Source organism: Pseudomonas sp. NA-150 (assembly GCF_044336365.1).
Lineage (GTDB): Bacteria > Pseudomonadota > Gammaproteobacteria > Pseudomonadales > Pseudomonadaceae > Aquipseudomonas.
This window is the reverse complement of record NZ_CP172305.1, coordinates 4158609-4176249: the sequence shown is the minus strand read 5'-3', so window position 1 is coordinate 4176249 and position 17641 is coordinate 4158609. Positions and strand designations below refer to the sequence as shown.

The 17641-nt window shown below is 60.4% G+C and carries 17 protein-coding genes; 14 read left to right on the top strand and 3 right to left on the bottom strand.

Going from position 1 to position 17641, the window contains the following annotated elements:
- Positions 1 to 237: 237 nt before the first annotated feature.
- The 3 genes from ACF0H7_RS19790 to gspG form a co-directional block, all read right to left on the bottom strand.
- Positions 238 to 1053 (bottom strand): gamma-glutamyl-gamma-aminobutyrate hydrolase family protein, encoded by an 816-nt coding sequence (locus tag ACF0H7_RS19790; protein ID WP_397448568.1) that lies wholly within the window; start codon positions 1051 to 1053, stop codon positions 238 to 240.
- 314 nt (positions 1054 to 1367) lie between these two features.
- A complete protein-coding gene (locus ACF0H7_RS19785) occupies positions 1368 to 2555 on the bottom strand; it encodes a type II secretion system F family protein (protein ID WP_397448567.1) in 1188 nt (395 codons plus the stop codon).
- A gap of 18 nt (positions 2556 to 2573) precedes the next feature.
- The gene (gspG, locus tag ACF0H7_RS19780; RefSeq protein ID WP_397448566.1) at positions 2574 to 3008 is read right to left on the bottom strand and encodes a type II secretion system major pseudopilin GspG; all 435 of its coding nucleotides are present in this window, start codon (positions 3006 to 3008) and stop codon (positions 2574 to 2576) included.
- A 195-nt stretch (positions 3009 to 3203) separates the two neighbouring features.
- Here gspG and ACF0H7_RS19775 point away from each other — a divergent pair, with 195 nt between their 5' ends.
- From ACF0H7_RS19775 to ACF0H7_RS19710, 14 genes are all read left to right on the top strand, one after another.
- Positions 3204 to 3812 carry a lytic transglycosylase domain-containing protein gene (locus ACF0H7_RS19775; protein ID WP_397448565.1) on the top strand — a complete coding sequence of 203 codons (609 nt, stop codon included), beginning with the start codon at positions 3204 to 3206 and terminating at the stop codon, positions 3810 to 3812.
- Between the two features lie 192 nt (positions 3813 to 4004).
- On the top strand, positions 4005 to 4652 hold the full coding sequence (locus tag ACF0H7_RS19770; protein WP_397448564.1) for an SCO family protein: 648 nt from the start codon (positions 4005 to 4007) through the stop codon (positions 4650 to 4652).
- A gap of 360 nt (positions 4653 to 5012) precedes the next feature.
- Positions 5013 to 5546 (top strand): response regulator, encoded by a 534-nt coding sequence (locus ACF0H7_RS19765; protein WP_397448563.1) that lies wholly within the window; start codon positions 5013 to 5015, stop codon positions 5544 to 5546.
- An 84-nt stretch (positions 5547 to 5630) separates the two neighbouring features.
- A complete protein-coding gene (locus tag ACF0H7_RS19760; protein WP_397448562.1) occupies positions 5631 to 7337 on the top strand; it encodes a GspE/PulE family protein in 1707 nt (568 codons plus the stop codon).
- Positions 7318 to 8121 carry a hypothetical protein gene (locus ACF0H7_RS19755; RefSeq protein ID WP_397448561.1) on the top strand — a complete coding sequence of 268 codons (804 nt, stop codon included), beginning with the start codon at positions 7318 to 7320 and terminating at the stop codon, positions 8119 to 8121. Before ACF0H7_RS19760 ends, ACF0H7_RS19755 begins: the two co-directional genes overlap by 20 nt.
- Positions 8122 to 8667: a pilus assembly protein gene (locus ACF0H7_RS19750; RefSeq protein ID WP_397448560.1), complete on the top strand. Its 546-nt coding sequence runs from the start codon at positions 8122 to 8124 to the stop codon at positions 8665 to 8667.
- Positions 8654 to 9202, top strand: coding sequence for a pilus assembly protein PilO (locus ACF0H7_RS19745; protein WP_397448559.1), 549 nt, complete (start codon positions 8654 to 8656; stop codon positions 9200 to 9202). The genes ACF0H7_RS19750 and ACF0H7_RS19745 overlap by 14 nt, the downstream gene beginning before the upstream one ends.
- Positions 9202 to 9729 (top strand): hypothetical protein, encoded by a 528-nt coding sequence (locus tag ACF0H7_RS19740; protein WP_397448558.1) that lies wholly within the window; start codon positions 9202 to 9204, stop codon positions 9727 to 9729. Before ACF0H7_RS19745 ends, ACF0H7_RS19740 begins: the two co-directional genes overlap by 1 nt.
- Positions 9726 to 11558 carry a secretin N-terminal domain-containing protein gene (locus ACF0H7_RS19735; RefSeq protein WP_397448557.1) on the top strand — a complete coding sequence of 611 codons (1833 nt, stop codon included), beginning with the start codon at positions 9726 to 9728 and terminating at the stop codon, positions 11556 to 11558. The genes ACF0H7_RS19740 and ACF0H7_RS19735 overlap by 4 nt, the downstream gene beginning before the upstream one ends.
- 3 nt (positions 11559 to 11561) lie before the next feature.
- The gene (locus tag ACF0H7_RS19730; protein ID WP_397448556.1) at positions 11562 to 12035 is read left to right on the top strand and encodes a type II secretion system protein; all 474 of its coding nucleotides are present in this window, start codon (positions 11562 to 11564) and stop codon (positions 12033 to 12035) included.
- A gap of 4 nt (positions 12036 to 12039) precedes the next feature.
- Positions 12040 to 12414 carry a type II secretion system protein gene (locus ACF0H7_RS19725; RefSeq protein ID WP_397448555.1) on the top strand — a complete coding sequence of 125 codons (375 nt, stop codon included), beginning with the start codon at positions 12040 to 12042 and terminating at the stop codon, positions 12412 to 12414.
- Positions 12389 to 12946 carry a type II secretion system protein gene (locus ACF0H7_RS19720; protein ID WP_397448554.1) on the top strand — a complete coding sequence of 186 codons (558 nt, stop codon included), beginning with the start codon at positions 12389 to 12391 and terminating at the stop codon, positions 12944 to 12946. The genes ACF0H7_RS19725 and ACF0H7_RS19720 overlap by 26 nt, the downstream gene beginning before the upstream one ends.
- Before the next feature lie 254 nt (positions 12947 to 13200).
- Entirely contained in the window at positions 13201 to 14661 is a 1461-nt protein-coding gene (locus tag ACF0H7_RS19715) for a sensor histidine kinase (protein WP_397448553.1), read from the top strand.
- 172 nt (positions 14662 to 14833) lie between these two features.
- Positions 14834 to 17635 carry a multicopper oxidase domain-containing protein gene (locus tag ACF0H7_RS19710; protein WP_397448552.1) on the top strand — a complete coding sequence of 934 codons (2802 nt, stop codon included), beginning with the start codon at positions 14834 to 14836 and terminating at the stop codon, positions 17633 to 17635.
- Positions 17636 to 17641: the final 6 nt, after the last annotated feature.

Sequence of the window (17641 nt, the reverse complement as noted above, 5' to 3'; positions counted from 1 at the left end):
CGCCTGGAGCGAATTCCCATCGCTTCCAGAACATCGGGCAGGACGAGGCAAAGATCATCGGTTCCAACACCCCGGCGAATTTCTGATTCGCGCAGGAACCCTGTAGGAGCTGCCGAAGGCTGGGCCTCCCGGCCGTATGGATCGCAGCCTGCGGCAGCTCCTACAGGTGATTTGTGATCAGCCCGCCCATAAAAAAACCCGGCATTTCGCCGGGTTTTTTATTCATGCTTCAGTGCATCAAGCAGCGGTATCGAATTTCTCTTTTACCGACGTCTTCATCACTTGCCTACGGCACGCGTCACCGAACGCCTGAAAGATCTTCACCGAATCAGGGTTCTGCGCCGCTTGCCATTCCGGGTGCCATTGCACTGCGAACAGGAACGGCGAAAGGCTTGGTGCATGCACCGCCTCGACCAGCCCGTCTTCCGCATGGGCCAAAGGCTCAAGGCCTTTGCCCAGGGTTTTCAGGCCCTGGCCATGCAGCGAGTTGACGCGGATTTCATCGGTCTGCAGCAACTTGCGCAGCCAGCTGTCAGCGGCCAGACGAACACCATGCGCCGCAGCGTATTGCACTGGCACCGGATCTTCAGGGTTTTCCCGATGATCGTTGAAGCCAGGCTCGGCATACAGCTTCTGGTAAATGTCGCCGCCCAGCGCCACGTTGATTTCCTGCATCCCTCGGCACACGCCGAAGATCGGAATGCCACGGGCGATGGCAGCGTGGATCAGCGGAAGGTCGAACAGATCGCGATCCTGGTCCTGCGCTTTGCCGGGCGTTTGGTTTTCCTGGCCATACAGCGCCGGGTCGATGTTGCTGCCTGCGCCGGTGAGGTACACACCGTCGACCATATCCAGGTACTGCTCGATATCGTCAGGCCCGCAGCAGGTCGGCGCCAGCACCGGTACACACCCGGCCAGCTCAACCAACGGAACGATGTATTTGTGGGTCATCACTTGATAGTCATGGCCTTTGCGCTCTTGAGCGCCCATGGACATCAGGACAACGGGTTTGCGGAGTTTTTGATTCTTATTGCCAATGTTGCTGTTGGACATATGTCACCTTGGGACAGGCGCGGCGGCCTATCATTTTTGTGCAGGCGCGTCCGTGAAAACCGACGCTACCTGAGGTCTCGAGCACTGCCGGAAATTCGAAGCGAATGCTGATTTCCGGTCGAGAACCTGTCGCCTAGACTGCCAGATCCGTTGGTTATGTCAAACGAAATGGGTGGCTTTCGTAAAACATAATGATCATTTGTGGTGAATTTTTAGTGCTCAATACCTTGATAGGTAAGGGGTATTCACGATTTTACTGATTTGATTGGTTAATTATATTTATCGGCTGCGGGTGATCCGGAAAATCCGCCTTTTCAATGAATACTCGACGCCAACTCAAAAATCGGCATGTACATCAGGATCACGATCAACCCGATCAACAAACCGATGAAGGTCATCAACAGCGGTTCGAACAGGCGCACGAACCATTCGATCCAGCGGCTGATTTCTTCGTCATAGAAGTCGGCGCTGTGTTCCATCATCTGTCCGAGGTTGCCGGATTGTTCGCCGGCGCGCAGCAAGCGCAGGGACACCGGGGTGACCAGGTGGTTGGCTTCCAGCGCGGCCGATAACGATTGGCCTTCGCGCACCCGTTCGCAGGCCTGGTCCAGGCGCGTGCGTGAAGACACCGTGAGCAGGGCGCGGACCATGCTCATGGCGGTGAGGATCGGGATGCCGCCTTGCAGCAGGATGCCGAGGGAGCGATAGAAGCGCGCCAGTTCGTACATGAAGATCCGTTGATGCACCGCCGGGACTTTTTCGATCAGGCGATCCAGCCCGCGGCGAAAGCCCGGTTGGCGCTGGACGATGCCGAGGGTGACGATGGCCGCCGCGATGCCGCCGAAAAACTCCAACTGATGGGTATGCAGGAACATGCCGATGTTCATCAGCATCTGCGACAACCACGGCAGGTCTGAGCCCAGGCCTTCGAACACCAGGCTGAAACGCGGCACCACGTAGCCCATCAGGAACAGCACCACGCCGCCACCGACGATCAACAGCAGTACCGGGTAGATTGAAGCACTGACGATTTTTTGCCGCACTTCGTCCATGCGTTGGCGGTAGGAGACGTAACGCGACAGGGCATCGCCGACTGCCCCGGTTTTTTCACTGGATTGCACCAGCGCCACGTACAGCGGCGGAAATACCGATGACAGCTGATTGAGGGCCTGGGAGAAGGACTTGCCTTCATACAGCAGGCGGATCAGCTCGTTCAGGGTCTTGCGGGCGTGGGGCGCGCCTTCTTTTTCCGCGAGGCTTTCCAGCGCATCGATCAACGGCAGGCCGGCGTTGAGCAGGGTGGTCAGCTCCTGGCTGAACAACACCAGCGGGAACTGCTCCTTGCTACGCAATTTGAGGCTCGACCAATGCCGTTCGGCACGCACGCTGACCACCCGCAGGCCTTGATCCTCGGCGATGCGCAAGGCTTCGCTCTGGCCCTGTGCCTCGACGGTCAACGACACCACCGCGCCGTTGCCCACGGCCTTGAGATGAAAGCGCATGGCGGTGCTCCTCGCTGGCTACCAGTTGGTGATTTCGGCGTTCTCACCCTCGCCGCCGGGCTGACCGTCCTTGCCCATCGACGTCAGGTCGTACTCGCTGTTTTCCCCTGGGTAGCGGTAGATATAGTTGCGACCCCAAGGGTCTTGCGGCAGTTTTTTCTGCAAGTACGGGCCGGTCCATTTGGTTTCGTCGGCCGGGGCGGTGACCAGGGCCTGCAAGCCCTGCTCGGTGCTCGGGTAGTGCCCGACTTCCAGCCGGTACAGGTCCAGTGCCTTGCCCAGGCCTTCGATCTGCGCCTTGGCGACTTTGACTTCGGAACGGCCTAACTGAGCAAAGTACTTCGGCGCGACGATGCCGGCCAACAGGCCGAGCACCACCAGCACCACCAGCAGTTCGAGCAGGGTGAACCCGCGTTGCGGGCGTGGGGTAGCGCAGATGAGGTGACGATTCATGATGACCTCTCGGAGTTGGCAGCAGGGACACTCATCAGGCTTATGCAATAGCCATGCTCAGCCCCGGGCATTGCCCGCAAGCCCCCGTAGTAGTGGCGTGTGAGCGTTCGGCACAGTGCTTGCGTAAGGCTGTTTTGCCCTTGGCGACTGGGGCATAGCCCCCACTTTCAGGGGACAGCGAGGGGAGGGTCGAGCATGCACCTAGTGACGGCAGGACTACTGGCAGGGTTGGCGCTGTCGAGCGTTGCTCAGGCCGATGTGTATATCTCGACGGATGCCAACGGCGGCTACGTGCTGTCCAATGTGCATCGCCCCGGACGGCACTATGCGCGGGTGATTCACGAGCCAGCCTATGCCGCGGCCCGCGCTGAAGACATGCCGCAGATGATTGCCGACCGGCCTTACGCAGAGATCGTCTCGGCGGCCGCGGCGGCCAATAAATTACCGGCGGCGCTGTTGCATGCGGTGATCCAGATCGAGTCGCATTACAACCCGTCCGCGCTGTCGGCTAATGGGGCGGCGGGGCTGATGCAATTGATGCCCGAGACCGCTCGCGACATGGGCGTGAGCAACGTCTACGACCCTCAGGCCAACATCCAGGGCGGCGCCCGTTACATGAAGCATTTGATGACCCTGTTCAACAACGACATCACCCTCGCCGTGGCCGCCTACAACGCGGGGCCGGACGCGGTGATCAGCCGGGGCCGGGTGATTCCGCCGTTCGCCGAAACCCAGCGCTACGTGCCCAACGTGCTGCGTCAATACCGCCGGTTGCAGGGGCTCGCAGTTGACGCTCCGTTGTAGGGGGCGTGTAAAGCACTGGGGAATCTCCCCCCGACAATGGGGAAAGTCACCACCGCCGGGAAAGTGGGGAGGAAGTGGGGCAAGTCCCCCATTAGCTTCGTGGGTTAACCGATTGAAAGTAAACACAATGGTATTTGGCTCAGGAATTGCTGTTACCTGAATATCGAGAACTGTTCCCAAGAGGTGTCCGATATGACTCGATTCGATACCAGCTGTGCGCTGACGTTTTGTTTGTTGGCCGGATGCACCGGCCAGACCACAGCCCACTCGGTCGATGAAAACGGACAGGCCGACGCACTCGCCACGCACCTGGAAACCGCGCAGGTGAAAATCGTCGATGTGCCGCTGGTGGATCAGGACGGTAAACCGGTGCGCCTTGAGAAGGACCTGGTGAGCAACAAGATTGTAGTCATGAGTTTCATCTACACCCATTGCACAGAGGTATGCCCGCTGGTGTCCTCGATCATGGGCAAGGTGCAGACGCAGTTGGGTGCGCGGGTCGGCGGTGAGGTGCAGTTGGTGTCAATCAGCATCGATCCGCTACATGACGACCCGCAACGGCTTGCCGATTATTCGCGAGATTTTCAGCACGGCCCCGGCTGGAGCTGGTTGACCGGCTCTGAACAGTCGGTCAACGATACGCTGAAGGGGCTGGGCGGCTGGACTCAGGATATCAAGGACCATCAACCCTTGATTCTGGTGGGTAATGGCAACAGCACCCGCTGGACCCGTTTCTATGGTTTGACCGATCCGGGCATCCTGGTCAGTGAGGTCGAGAAGCTCAGTGGCGAACGCATCCATGCCAGACACACGGCGATCGCGCTGGAAAGCCAGCCGTGAATGGCCAGGCGCAACGGGCCGTGGCCGAGGTATTTTTGCTCGCAGGCGAACCAGTTACCGGTGTGTGGGGTCGTAATTTTACGGGGCCTTGCTATGGTCAGGGGATTACTCGGAAAAAAGAGCAAGCTAATCATAAGCACGCTCACTCCCCAACAGTGGGGAATGCCTCAGGGGAAACGCGAAGGCTCCCCCCGCATGTGGGCAGTGCTGGTTCGGGAAGAACATTATTTTTCATAAAAATCAAATAGATGGCACCTTTAATCATCCGCCGATGAGCATGGCATGAAGTGTGCGTAAGCCTAAGTAGGGTACGCACTCCCAGGTTCGAACAACGGATCTGTCAGTTTCAAGGAGTCCACCTTGTTAAACAAAGTACTGGTTGTCGAAGACGAACAGATCCTGGCGCAGAACCTCGAGGTTTACCTCGAAGCGCAAGGCCTGGATGTCAGGGTTGCCCATGACGGTGCCAAAGCCATCTCGATTGCCGAGGGTTTTGCACCCGAAGTAGTGGTGCTTGATTACCGTTTACCCGATATGGAAGGTTTTCAGGTGCTCGATGCCGTTCGCCAGAACAGGGACTGTCATTTCGTGTTGATTACCGCGCATCCGACCAGTGAGGTCTGTGATCGCGCTGTACAACTGGGTGTCAGCCACATCTTGTTCAAACCCTTTCCGTTGGCGGAATTGGCACGTGCAGTCTGCGATCTGCTAGGGATGAAACGGGAACCGAAATCCGGGGTGATCATGTCCGAGGGGTTTTTCGAACGACGCCATAGCAGGACCGATAAGTTCCCGCTGCAGTTGTACGATGGCAGTTGGGTGTTGGCAGATCGCCGGCGCATAGCCGCGGCCCTCCTGGCACCAGACGACGGACAATTGCTCACCGGGGAGTAGTGGCGCGATCAGACGTTCCGGCACCTGCCGTGATGGCCTGCCGCGCCGTCAGGGCCCCGGGCCCCGGGCGTTGGAGAGCAAGCCATGGAACGTCTGTCCCTTGCCGTCGAGCCGACGTTGTCGGTACGTACCCCCACTCGATTTGCCAGTGAGCAACTGTCACAGGCCAGAACTCAGGCCGCCAGCTCAGGCGAGCGGATGCTGGCGTCGCTCCAGGTACTCAGTGGCCTGGAACCCATGGACTTCATTCAGTGCCTGGGCACCACCCTGCATTACCCGGTGCTGACCACCGATGCCTTGTTCGAGTCTACCCCCGTGTTTGATCGGGTCACCCTGGCCCAGTGCATCAAGCGCGAATTCATTCTGCTGCGCCACGCCGACACCGTCATCGGTGTATTCGCCGACCCCTTCGACAGCGGCCGCCTGGCCTGGATCGACGACTGCCTGCACGGCGCGCCGCTGTACCTGGTGCACGCTGACGACCTGAAGGCCTACCTGGCCCGCCACGAAGAAAGCTTCCACGCGGTGGAATCGCTGAACGCCCAGGCCGACACCTGCGTCGAGTCCGACAAGCTGCAAAGCTTGTCCCTGACCAGCATCAGCGAAGACGCCAGCGTGGTGGTCAAACTGGTCAACTCGACCCTGTACGACGCGCTGAAAATGCACGCCAGCGACATCCATCTGGGCACCACCGGCAATGGTCTGGTGATCAAGTACCGGATCGATGGGGTGCTGAACAACATCAGCAAAATCCAGGGCGCGGAATTCGCTGAACAGGTGATTTCCCGGGTCAAGGTGATTGCCGAGCTGGACATCGGCGAGAAGCGCGTTCCCCAGGACGGTCGTTTCAAGATCGGCATCAATGGCCGGCAGATCGACTTTCGGGTGTCGATCATGCCCAGTATTTTTGGCGAAGACGCAGTGCTGCGGGTACTCGACAAACAGGACCTGGCCGACAAGGTCAGCGGCGTGCAATTGCAGGCGCTGGGCTTCGAAGATGAGACCCTGCGCTGCCTGCGTCGCCTGGCTGCCGAACCCTATGGCATGGTGCTGGTGACCGGCCCCACTGGCAGCGGCAAGACCACCACGCTGTACGCGATGATCACCGAGATCAACCACGGCGTGGACAAGATCATCACCATCGAAGACCCGGTGGAGTACCAATTGCCGGGCGTGCTGCAAATTCCGGTCAACGAGAAAAAGGGCCTGACCTTCGCCCGTGGTCTGCGTTCGATCCTGCGTCACGACCCGGACAAGATCATGGTCGGTGAAATCCGTGACCCAGACACCGCGCAAATCGCTGTGCAATCGGCACTCACCGGGCACCTGGTGTTCACCACTATCCACGCCAACAACGTGTTCGACGTGATCAGTCGTTTCACCCAAATGGACATCGACCCCTACAGCCTGGTCTCGGCGTTGAACGCGGTGTTGGCCCAGCGCTTGATTCGTCTGGTGTGCAGCAGTTGCAGCACGCCGGTCACGCCCAGCGATGAAGACTTGCAGGTCTCGGGACTCGATCCGAAACAAGTCGGCCACTACCACTTCGTGCATGGCAAGGGCTGCGGAAATTGCCGGGGCACCGGTTATCGCGGGCGCACCGCCATCGCCGAACTGCTGCACCTGGACGACGAGCTGCGGCAAATGATCGTCGAGCGCCAACCGATTTCCAAGATCAAGGCCCTGGCCTGCAGCCGTGGCTTGCGCCTGTTGCGCGAGTCGGCGCTAGAGCTGGTGCGTGATGGCCGGACCACGCTGGAGGAGATCAATCGTGTCACTTTTATCGCGTGATCGGTATATCGCCGTGCTCGGCGCCAGCGGTGTTGGCCTCGGGCAGCGGCGGGGCAGCGAAACCCGTTGGCTGGGCAGCGTCGGCTTTATCGACGAAGGCTTTCTGGCCTGGAGCGTGGCGCTGGAAACCCTCGATCGGCTGTTGGCGGAATATGCCAGCAAGCGTGCCGACGTCTGCGTGCTGGTCTCCGGACACTTCAGCCGTTATTGCCTGGTGCCCTGGAGCGAACAGATCGGCAGCCCCGACGAGTTGCTGGGCTTTGCGCAGCTGTGTTTTGAAGACCTCTACGGCGTACCGTCACAGCCCTGGAAAATCGTGCTGTCGGCGGAAGCCGGCGGGCTCGACCGGATTGCCACGGCCTTGCCGGAAGACTTGCTGGTGCGCCTTACCAGCCTGATCAGTGCCCGTGGCCTGCGCCTGAGTTCGGTGCAACCGTACTTGATGGCCGCCTACAACCGCTTCGAGCGGAGCCTGGGCAATAACGATTTTCTGTTCGTGGTGGCCGAGCCAGTGCGCAGTGTCCTGCTGCTGGCCCGTGAAGGTCGCTGGTCCTCGATTCGATCGGTGGGCGGCAGCGACAGCGATGCGGCATTGACCGCGTTGATCGGCCGTGAGCGCGAACTGCAAGCTTCCTCCAGCGAACGCCCGCTGAATGTCTATCTGCATGCCCCCGCGCGGATGGAACCGATGCCGGACGTTCCCGGTGTGCACCTGCGCACCCTGGAGGAAGACCCGGCGCCGGTGCGCGACGGGCTGTACGTCATGTCGCGGGCGGTGGCTTAAATGCGCCCGCTGACGCTCGACTTCCAGCCTCACCGGCGTTCCGGTCTCCTGAGTGGGTGTCTGCTGTTGCTCGGTGTGACGCTGGCGGCGGTGTGCCTGGTGGCGCAACAGCACCTGGACCAGCAGGCCGAACAACAGCAAGGCAGCTTGCAACACGCCAAGCATGTCCTGACCGGCGACAACGGCGGCAAGCTCGAGCTGACCCCTGCCGAAACTCGTGAGCAGGCGCAAAACCTGGCGGAAATGCGCAAGGTCTCGCAGCAACTGCGTCGCCCGTGGGAACGCCTGTTCGCCATGCTCGAAGGGCTGCCGCACAACGACGTGGCGCTGCTGATCCTGACCCCGGACGCGCGTAAAGGCCAACTGCGGATCAGCGCCGAAGCCCGCAACCTGGAAGCCATGCTGGCGTTCCACCGCCAGTTGGAAGCCAGCGGCGAACTGGCCGACGTCTCGTTGCTCAACCACGAAATCGACGCGCAATCGCCGGAGCATCCGGTGCAGTTCAACCTGTCGGCTACCTGGGAGATTGGCGATGCGAATCCCTAAATTGATCGTCCACGAATACCTGCAAGGGTTGGGCGTAACCGGCCTGGCCGGCTTGGCGCTACTGGTGCTGGCGTTGGGTTATGCGGCAGTGGGTTTGTTGCCCGGCTGGCGCGCGCTGGAAAACCTCAGCCAGCAAACCCGCGACGCCAGTGCCTACCTGGCCAAGGTCGAGGATGGCACGGTCGCCGCGCCGGTGGTGCCGCAGCGGCAGCTGGACGATTTCCGCAACAAGCTGCCGTCGCAACCACAAGCCACCCTGGCCATCGACAAGATCTATGCGATGGCGGCCCAAGAGCAAATCACTCTGGCCCGTGGCGAATACGCGCTGGGCGTCGATCCCAAGACGCATCTGGCTCGTTATCAAATTCTGCTCCCGGTGCGCGGCAGCTACCCGCAGTTGCGGCGCTTCCTGCACGCGTTGCTCAGCCAGTTGCCGGCTGTGGTGCTGGAAGATGTCGAGTTCCAGCGCAAGCACATCGCCGATACCGAGCTGACCGGGCGGATTCGTCTGACTCTTTATCTGTCGAGGTCATGATGAACAAAAAGCGCGTAACGGGGTGGGTAGCATTTCTGGGCGTGGCGGCAACGCTGGCCTGGTACCCCGAGCTGTTCATCAAACAAGACGACGGCCAGTCGCCCGACGGTGCGCCCAAGGTCGCGGCCAAGGCCAGGAATCATGGCGGCATGGCGGCCACCGGCGCTGGCCAGGCCTCCGGCGAAGTCAAAGACCTGAGCCCCTCCGGCGACCTGTTCGCCGCCCAGAGTTGGACCCCGGCACCGGTTGTCGTCAGCCTCAGTGCCGAAGATGTCGCCCGCCTGGCCGCCGCTGCGGCCGCGCAGCCGGTGGGTGCGCCGGCGATGCCGTTTCAGTTCATCGGCAGGCTCAATGACCAAAGTGACCTGCAAGTGTTTTTACAGAATGGCGAAAAAATATACGTCGTACGCAAGGGAGATGTAATTGACAAAACCTGGCGGATCGAGGGGATTTCCGATGTGGAACTGCGCCTCGTCTACTTGCCTCTGCATTTATCCCAGACCTTGTCTGTGGGGAGCGCTCAATGAAAAGCCCTCGTTTGCTGTTGTCCCTGATAAGCCTGTGTATCGGGCTGGCCGCCTGCAGTTCGGCCCAGGTTGCGAATAAAGAGAGTTCTGCCTTGATGGAGCAGGGGCAGTACGAGGCGGCCATAGCGCGTGTCGAACAAGGATTGCGAGAGAACCCCCGGGACACCGATTTGCACCTGGCTTTGATCGGTGACCGCACCCGTGCGGTCAAGACCTTGATGGCCCAGGCCGACCAGGACCGCGCTGCGCGTGAGTTCGGCAAGGCGCGTCAGGGCTACAACCGGGTGCTTTATTTCGAACCGGAAAACCGCCGCGCCCAGGACTCCCTGCGGCAATTGGACTACCTGCGCAGCATGGATGAGAAGCTTGAACTGGCCAAAGGCGATTTGCGCCGTGGCGATATCTTCGGCGCCGACCGGCAGGTCCAGCAGATCCTCGAACTGGACCCGAAAAACGATGGCGCCCTTGAGCTGCAAGGCAGCATTCAGATGGTCAAAAGCCGCAACGTGGTGCCGTACCCACAACTGCGTACCCGACTCGATCGCCCGGTGACTCTGGAGTTTCGCGACGCCAACCTCAAGGTGATTTTCGAAGTGCTGTCGCAGGTCGCCGGCCTGAATTTCATCTTCGACAAAGACCTGCGCCCGGACATGAAAGCGACGATCTTTGTGCGGGAAGTGCGCATCGAAGACGCGGTGGCGCTGTTGCTGCAACAGAACCAGTTGCACCAGAAAGTGGTGAACGAAAACACCATCCTGATCTACCCCGACTCGCCGCAGAAGGTGAAGGATTATCAAGAACTGGTGATGCGCACCTTCTACCTGACCAACATTGATGCCAACACCGCGCTGAACATGATCAAGACCATGCTCAAGACCCGTGATGTGTTTGTCGATGAGCGCCTCAACACCCTGACCATGCGCGACACCGAAGACGCAGTGCGCATGGCGGAAAAACTGCTGCAGGCGCAGGACCAGTCCAACCCTGAAGTGGTGCTGGAAGTGGAAGTGATGGAAGTCTCCCGGCAACGGATTCTCGACCTTGGCCTGCAATGGCCAAACACCTTCGGCGTGATCAACTCGGATGGCACCGCGGTCAGCGTGCTCGATCAACTGCGCGGCATCAATTCCAGCCGGATCACGATCTCGCCGTCGCCGCAGGCGAAAATCAACGCCCAGGACAACGACATCAACACCCTGGCCAGCCCGGTAATCCGCGTCAGCAACCGTGAGCAGGCGCGGATCCACATCGGACAGCGCGTGCCGATCATCAGCGCCACCTCGGTGCCGTCGACCCAAGGCCCGGTAATCACTGAAAGCGTCACCTACCTCGACGTCGGTCTCAAGCTGGAAGTGCAACCCATCGTCCATCTGAACAATGAAGTGGCAATCAAAATCGCGCTTGAGGTGAGTAACGCGACCCCGCTGCCACCGACCCAGAACGGCACCATTCCGGTACAGGTCGACACCCGCAACGCGCAAACCACCTTGCGTTTGCATGATGGCGAAACCCAGGTGCTGGCCGGTCTGGTGCGCGACGACCATGGCGCCAGCGGTAACAAGATCCCTGGCCTGGGTGATATTCCCGGCCTTGGGCGGTTGTTCGGCAGCAACAAGGACACCATCGCTAAATCGGAACTGGTGCTGTCGATCACCCCTCACATCGTGCGCAACCTGCCGTACCAGAGCCCATCGGACATGGAGTTCCAGACCGGCACCGAGACCAGCATGCATATGCAGGCCCCGGACCGTGGGTTTGAGTCGGCCCAGCAGGCCAAACCCTTGGCCACTACGCCGATTGCCGCCCACGTTGTCGTCGAGAAGCCTTGAATCATGAAACGCCCGGCCCGTGGTTTCACCTTGATCGAAGTGGTGGTGACGCTGGCGCTGATTGGTCTGCTGGCGGGCATGGCCGCGCCGCTCACTGAAACCATAGTGCGCCGGGGCAAGGAGCAGGATCTGCGCACTGCGCTGTATCAGATCCGCGACGCCATCGACGCCTACAAGCGGGCGTTCGATGCCGGCTACATCGAGAAGACCCTGAACAGCAGCGGCTACCCACCCAACCTGCAGGTGCTGGTCGAAGGCGTGCGCGATATGCGCAACGCCAAGGGCGCCAAGTTCTACTTCCTGCGACGCCTGCCCCGCGACCCGTTCTCCACGGCTAAACGTGACGACGCCGGTGGCTGGGGCCTGCGCGCCTATGACAGTTCGGCTCAAAACCCGCGCGAAGGCGAGGACGTGTTCGACGTTTACTCGCGCACCCGGGGCAAGGGCCTCAATGGAATCGCCTACCGCGAGTGGTGAGCTTATGCGCCGGAACAACGGGTTTACCTTGCTGGAACTGATGGTGGTGATGGCGATCATCGCCACCTTGATGACCATCGCCTTGCCGCGCTATTTCAACAGCCTGGAGATCTCCAGGGAGACCACCTTGCACCAGAGCCTGTCGGCCATGCGCGAGGCCCTCGATCACTACTACGGCGACACCGGTCACTACCCCGAATCGCTGGAACAGTTGGTGGAACAACGCTACCTGCGCAACCCGCCGATGGACCCGATCACCGAGCACACCGATCAATGGGTGCTGGTGCCACCGCCGGACGGTGTGGCGGGCGGGGTGGCCGACATCAAGAGCGGTGCCAGCGGGAGGGCGCGCGATGGCAGCCTGTACGCCGACTGGTAAGCCGCGTGCCGAGGGTGGTTTCACCTACCTCGGCGTGTTGCTGATGATCGTGCTGATGGGCATGGCCATGGCCAGCGCCGGCGAGCTGTGGTCGACCGTTTCCCGGCGCGATCGCGAGCGCCAGTTGCTGTGGGCCGGTACCCAGTATGCGCAGGCGTTGCACAGTTACTACCGCAGTTCGCCGGGGGTGGCGCAATACCCGAAAGACCTGGATGAGCTGCTCAAGGATGATCGCTTTCCCGCACCGAAACACCACCTGCGCCAGCTCTATCCCGACCCGATGGGCAGCAGCGGCGTGTGGGGCTTGTTGCGCGGTTTCGACGGACGCATCACCGGCGTGTACAGCCAGTCGCAGGTGCTGCCGCTGAAGCAGACCGACTTCCCCAGCCAATGGTCGGACTTCAACGGCATGGTGCATTACTCGGACTGGCAATTCGTCGCCGAGAAAGTCACTGCCGACGGGCCGGCGGCGCCACTCAACCCGGCGAATCCGCAGGCGCCGTCAGCGGCGGTCGGAGAGCAGGCGCAATGAACCGTCTGAGCGAGAGCCGTGAACGCCAGCGCGGACTCGGTTTTAGACAATAAAGGGTGCATGAGTTATCCCTCTCCAAGGCCCAGCAGCGTGGCGACTGGCTGCGCGGCGTCGGTTTTAACCTCCGCGGGCAGCTGTCCCCGGTAGTGGGGATGGATGGGGAGCTGCGAGTGATGGCTGCGCTAATGGCATTAGGCCAAGCAAACCCTGTGCAGTCGGCTATAACCCTATAGCAAGGCTCCGGGAATAAACGCATGACCAGCCCTGAACGCACGCTCCGCCAAGACAGCGAAAACCCCCGTTCGGTTGCCCCGATACGGGGGTTTAACCTGTTGCGCTGGTTTTCGATCATCAGTCTGGGGATCATCGCCTCGGTGGCCATCGGCCTGGGTGCGGTGTCGACGCGGTTTGTGATTGTCGAGAGTGTGGAGCGCGATGCGCTGCTGACGGCCCAGTTCATTCAGTCGATTGCCATCACCGAAGTGCTGCACGCGGCGTTGCCCAAAGAGCGAACCATGGGCGAGCTACTCGATGCCCGCGATGACCTGGATTACCCCGAAGTCGACCCCCACGAACGGGTCACGGTGCGTTTCGAATTCCTTGACCACGTCGCCCACCTTCCGGATGTGCTGCTGGCCAACGTCTATGCCCCCGACCGCACGGTGATCTGGTCAACCAACCCGGCGTTGATCGGCACCAAGGTGCAGTCCGATGACGATCTGGATCGCGCCTTCGACCTGAGGATTCCGGTGTCCGCCAGTTATCATCATGTCGACCCGATGCGCATGGAGCAGAAGTTCCTGACCCCGCCGCATCTGCTGTTTATTGAGAACTACGTGCCGTTGTTCGACGCCAGTGGCAACACGGTGGTGGCCATGGTCGAGATCTACAAGGAGCCCAAGGACTTGATTGGCCGCATCGAGCGCGGCTTGTGGACGATCTGGGTCGCGACTGCGGCGGGCGGCAGCCTGATCTACTTCGGTCTGTACTGGATCGTGCGCCGGGCGGCGAACCTGCTGAAGGTGCAGCAACAGCAATTGGTCATGAGCGAAACCTACGTGGTGCTGGGCGAGATGTCGTCGGCGGTGGCCCACAGTCTGCGCAATCCACTGGCGACCATTCGCTCCAGCGCGGAGCTGGCCATCGAGTTCGACGACGGCGCGGCCCATCGCAATATCAACGACATCATCAACCAGGTCGATCGCATGTCAAAGTGGGTCCGCGAGCTGTTGCAATCATTGCGCCCGCTGACCGATGACCCCGAGCCGGTGAATCTGGTGGCGGCGGTGCATGACAGCCTGATGGTCTTCGAGCATCAGATCGCCAGGGCCGGGATCCGGGTGGTGTTCCAGCCGCAGCAGACGCCGATGGTGTTGAGCCAGCAGATGCACCTGGCGCAAATCCTCAACAGTCTGTTGGCCAATGCTCTGGAGGCGATGGAATACGGCGGCACCCTGACCCTGGCCCTGGAGTCCATGGACGGGCAGCGGGTCTGCCTGATCGTCTGTGATACGGGCAAAGGCATGAATGATGAACAACTCACAATGGCGTTTCGGCCGTTCTTCACCACCAAGCAGGGCGGGCTCGGTGTGGGCCTGGTGCTGGTCAAGCGCATCATGGAGCGTTTTGGTGGCAGCGTGGCCCTGAAGGGGCGTGAAGGTGAGGGCACTTTTGTGTACCTGTCGTTCAAGTTGGCCCCCACTAATCTGGTGTGAACTTTCCCCGGTAGCGGGTGTCATTCCCCAGTCGATTTTGCAAAAAATAGAAAACACGTAATTTAAAATGTTGTTTTAATTCATGTTTTATTTTTGACACTCAAGTAGTCAGGTCTGGCGAGCTAATTGCTAAATAGCTAATACCTCCTCTATACCATCGAGGCGTATGGCAATGAAAAGCAAAGCTCGACACATATTGACAGGCCGGTTGGCGCCGCTCAGCGTCGTGTTGGCCATGATGATGGGATCAACAGGGCTGCAAGCCAGTCCGGTTGATGACGAAAGCCCACCCCCTGCCTCCGACCCTTCGGCGTATCAGAATGAGCCGGCGAATGAACCCGCGGCACTGAATGACCTTCTCGTGGAACCCGAGGCTAACGAAGGTGCCCTTGATCTGCCCAACGGGGTGGCGGGGACCAAAGCCGAGACACGGGTCGAGAACGTTCTGCCGCCCAAGGCCCAGACCAGTTTCAACTACCCCACCAATGGCAAGCCCAGCCCGTTGTTCGGCGCGCTTCCATTCACTCAGCAGATACTGCTGTTTGAAGAATTCGGCCCGGTCAAACTGGACCCTGCCACGCCTTCGGCGCCATTGCCGTTCCCGGCGCCGACCATTGGCCCGGCGCCGGGGCAAGACCCCACCAGCGTCGCTCGCAGTTCACCGCCCAGCGCGGCACTGGATGCATTCCTGCGCCAACCGGGGCTGACACCGTTTCCCAGCCAGTTCTCCAATACGGTTGATCGCAACCCGTGGCAGGCGCAGATCGAATACTTCCTCAACCGCCACATCGGTTCGTCGGCCGAAGGCCGGCCGCCAGGAAAAGGCTGGTCGCACCAGCGCTGGAACGAATTCTACCCGCAGATCGCCTACAAGACGGTGCAGACCGGTGTCAGGACCAACAACGGCTTGCGCGACACCGTACAGGGGCACGGCTACAACAAGGGCGAATTCGGCTCGGGCGGCCTGTACTACAACACGGCCGGGGAACCGGTGACCAACGGCACCGCCAAAGGCGTGCAGCCGCGCTTCCACCCCAACATGCCGGTGCAGAACCACAACTCGGTGTGGACCTTCGACGGCACCTTGCCGCCGAAACTGCTGATGGTGCGTTACGGCCAACCGGTGCTGATGCGCCATTACAACGGCTTGCCGATCGACCCGTCGGCGAACAAGGGCTTTGGCATCCACACCATCACCACCCACGAACACAACGGTCACTCGCCCGCAGAAAGCGACGGCTTCGCCAACGCATTTTTCTTCCCAGGGCAGTATTACGATTATCGCTGGCCGATGCAGTTGGCCGGCTACGACACCATTAACACCAAGGCCGAGGACCCTCGCGCTGCCTTTCCTTGCGCACCGGGCGAAACCTTGTGGGTCAACGATTCGACCCCGGGGCTGAAGACCTGCGACCACGGCACCATCAAGATTCGTGGCGACTGGCGTGAAACCATGAGTACTCACTGGTTCCACGATCACATGCTCGATTTCACCGCGCAGAACGTCTACAAGGGCAACGCGGCGATGATGAACTACTACAGCGCCCTGGACCGTGGCAACGAAGCCATCGACGATGGGGTCAACCTGCGCTTTCCCAGCGGCAGTGCGCTGGCCTGGGGTAACCGCGATTACGACGTCAATCTGGTGGTGGCCGACAAGGCCTGGGATCAAGACGGCCAGCTGTGGTTCAACCCGTTCAACACCGATGGCTTCCTCGGTGACCAGATCCTGGTCAACTGGCAGTACAAGCCCTACATGAACGTACGGGCGCGCAGTTACCGCTTCCGGATCCTCAATGGCTCGGTGTCGCGTTACGTGAAACTGGCCATGGTCCGGGAAATCAAGGGCACCAGCGGCGAGTTCCAGGGGCCGAAGAATTCCGGCCTGTCGTATAGCCGCGTGCCGTTCCACATGATCGCCAATGACGGCAACATCATGGAGCACAGCGTGCCATTCGACGGCAGCATGGACCTCGACGCCGACGGCGATAAACAGAACCACAACGCGATCCTGCCGACCCAGGGCATCGCCGAACGTTTCGACATCGTCGTCAACTTTGCGAAGAACGGTATCAAACCGGGCGACAAGATCTACCTGTTGAACGTCAAGTCCTCCGACGACGGCAAAGGGCCGAAGGAAGACATCGCGCTGGCGGACATCCTGTCAGAGAAATACCTGGCGGTGATCAAGCAGACCAGCAAAGGACCGCAATGGGACAAGGGTGACCCGGCGGTGGGCAAGATCCTGCAGTTCGTCGTGATGCCTTACAGCGGTCAGGACCTGGCGATGGACCCGGCGCTCTACGAACCGGCCAAACCAGGCAAGGCTGAAGGCAAGGTGATGGTGCCGCTGAAGATCCACCGCGACAATCCGGCTGATATGGCGCTGCTGGCCAAGGCCCGTCACCGTACCTTCATCTTCGGTCGCGCCGACGGCACCGACAAGGCGCCCTGGACCATCAAGACCGACGGTGGTTTCGGCTACAACATGGACCCACGGCGCTTGAACGCAGCCACCCAACTGGCCAATGGCCCGACCGACGCAGGTGCAACCGGTTTCGGCACCCTGGAAGTGTGGAACATTCGGCTGGGCGGTAAGGGTTGGAGCCATCCGGTCCATGTGCATTTCGAAGAAGGGATTATTCTTAGTCGTGGCGGCAAGGCGCCACCAGAGTGGGAAAAATGGGCGAGGAAGGACGTCTACCGGATCGGCTCGGAAGCCGACGGCCTGGACAACGTCGAAATGGCGATCAACTTCCGCGAATTTGCCGGGACCTACATGGAGCACTGTCACAACACTCAGCATGAAGACAACTCGATGCTGCTGCGCTGGGACATTGAACATCCGGGGCAATTCCAGTTGATGCCAACGCCACTGCCAAGTTGGGATGGTGTGCGCTACGTGAACTCCGCCGCATTGCCAACCTTCCGTACCGGCGATGCCATGGGTCCACAAGTCAAAGTCAGTAAATGAGGTGAT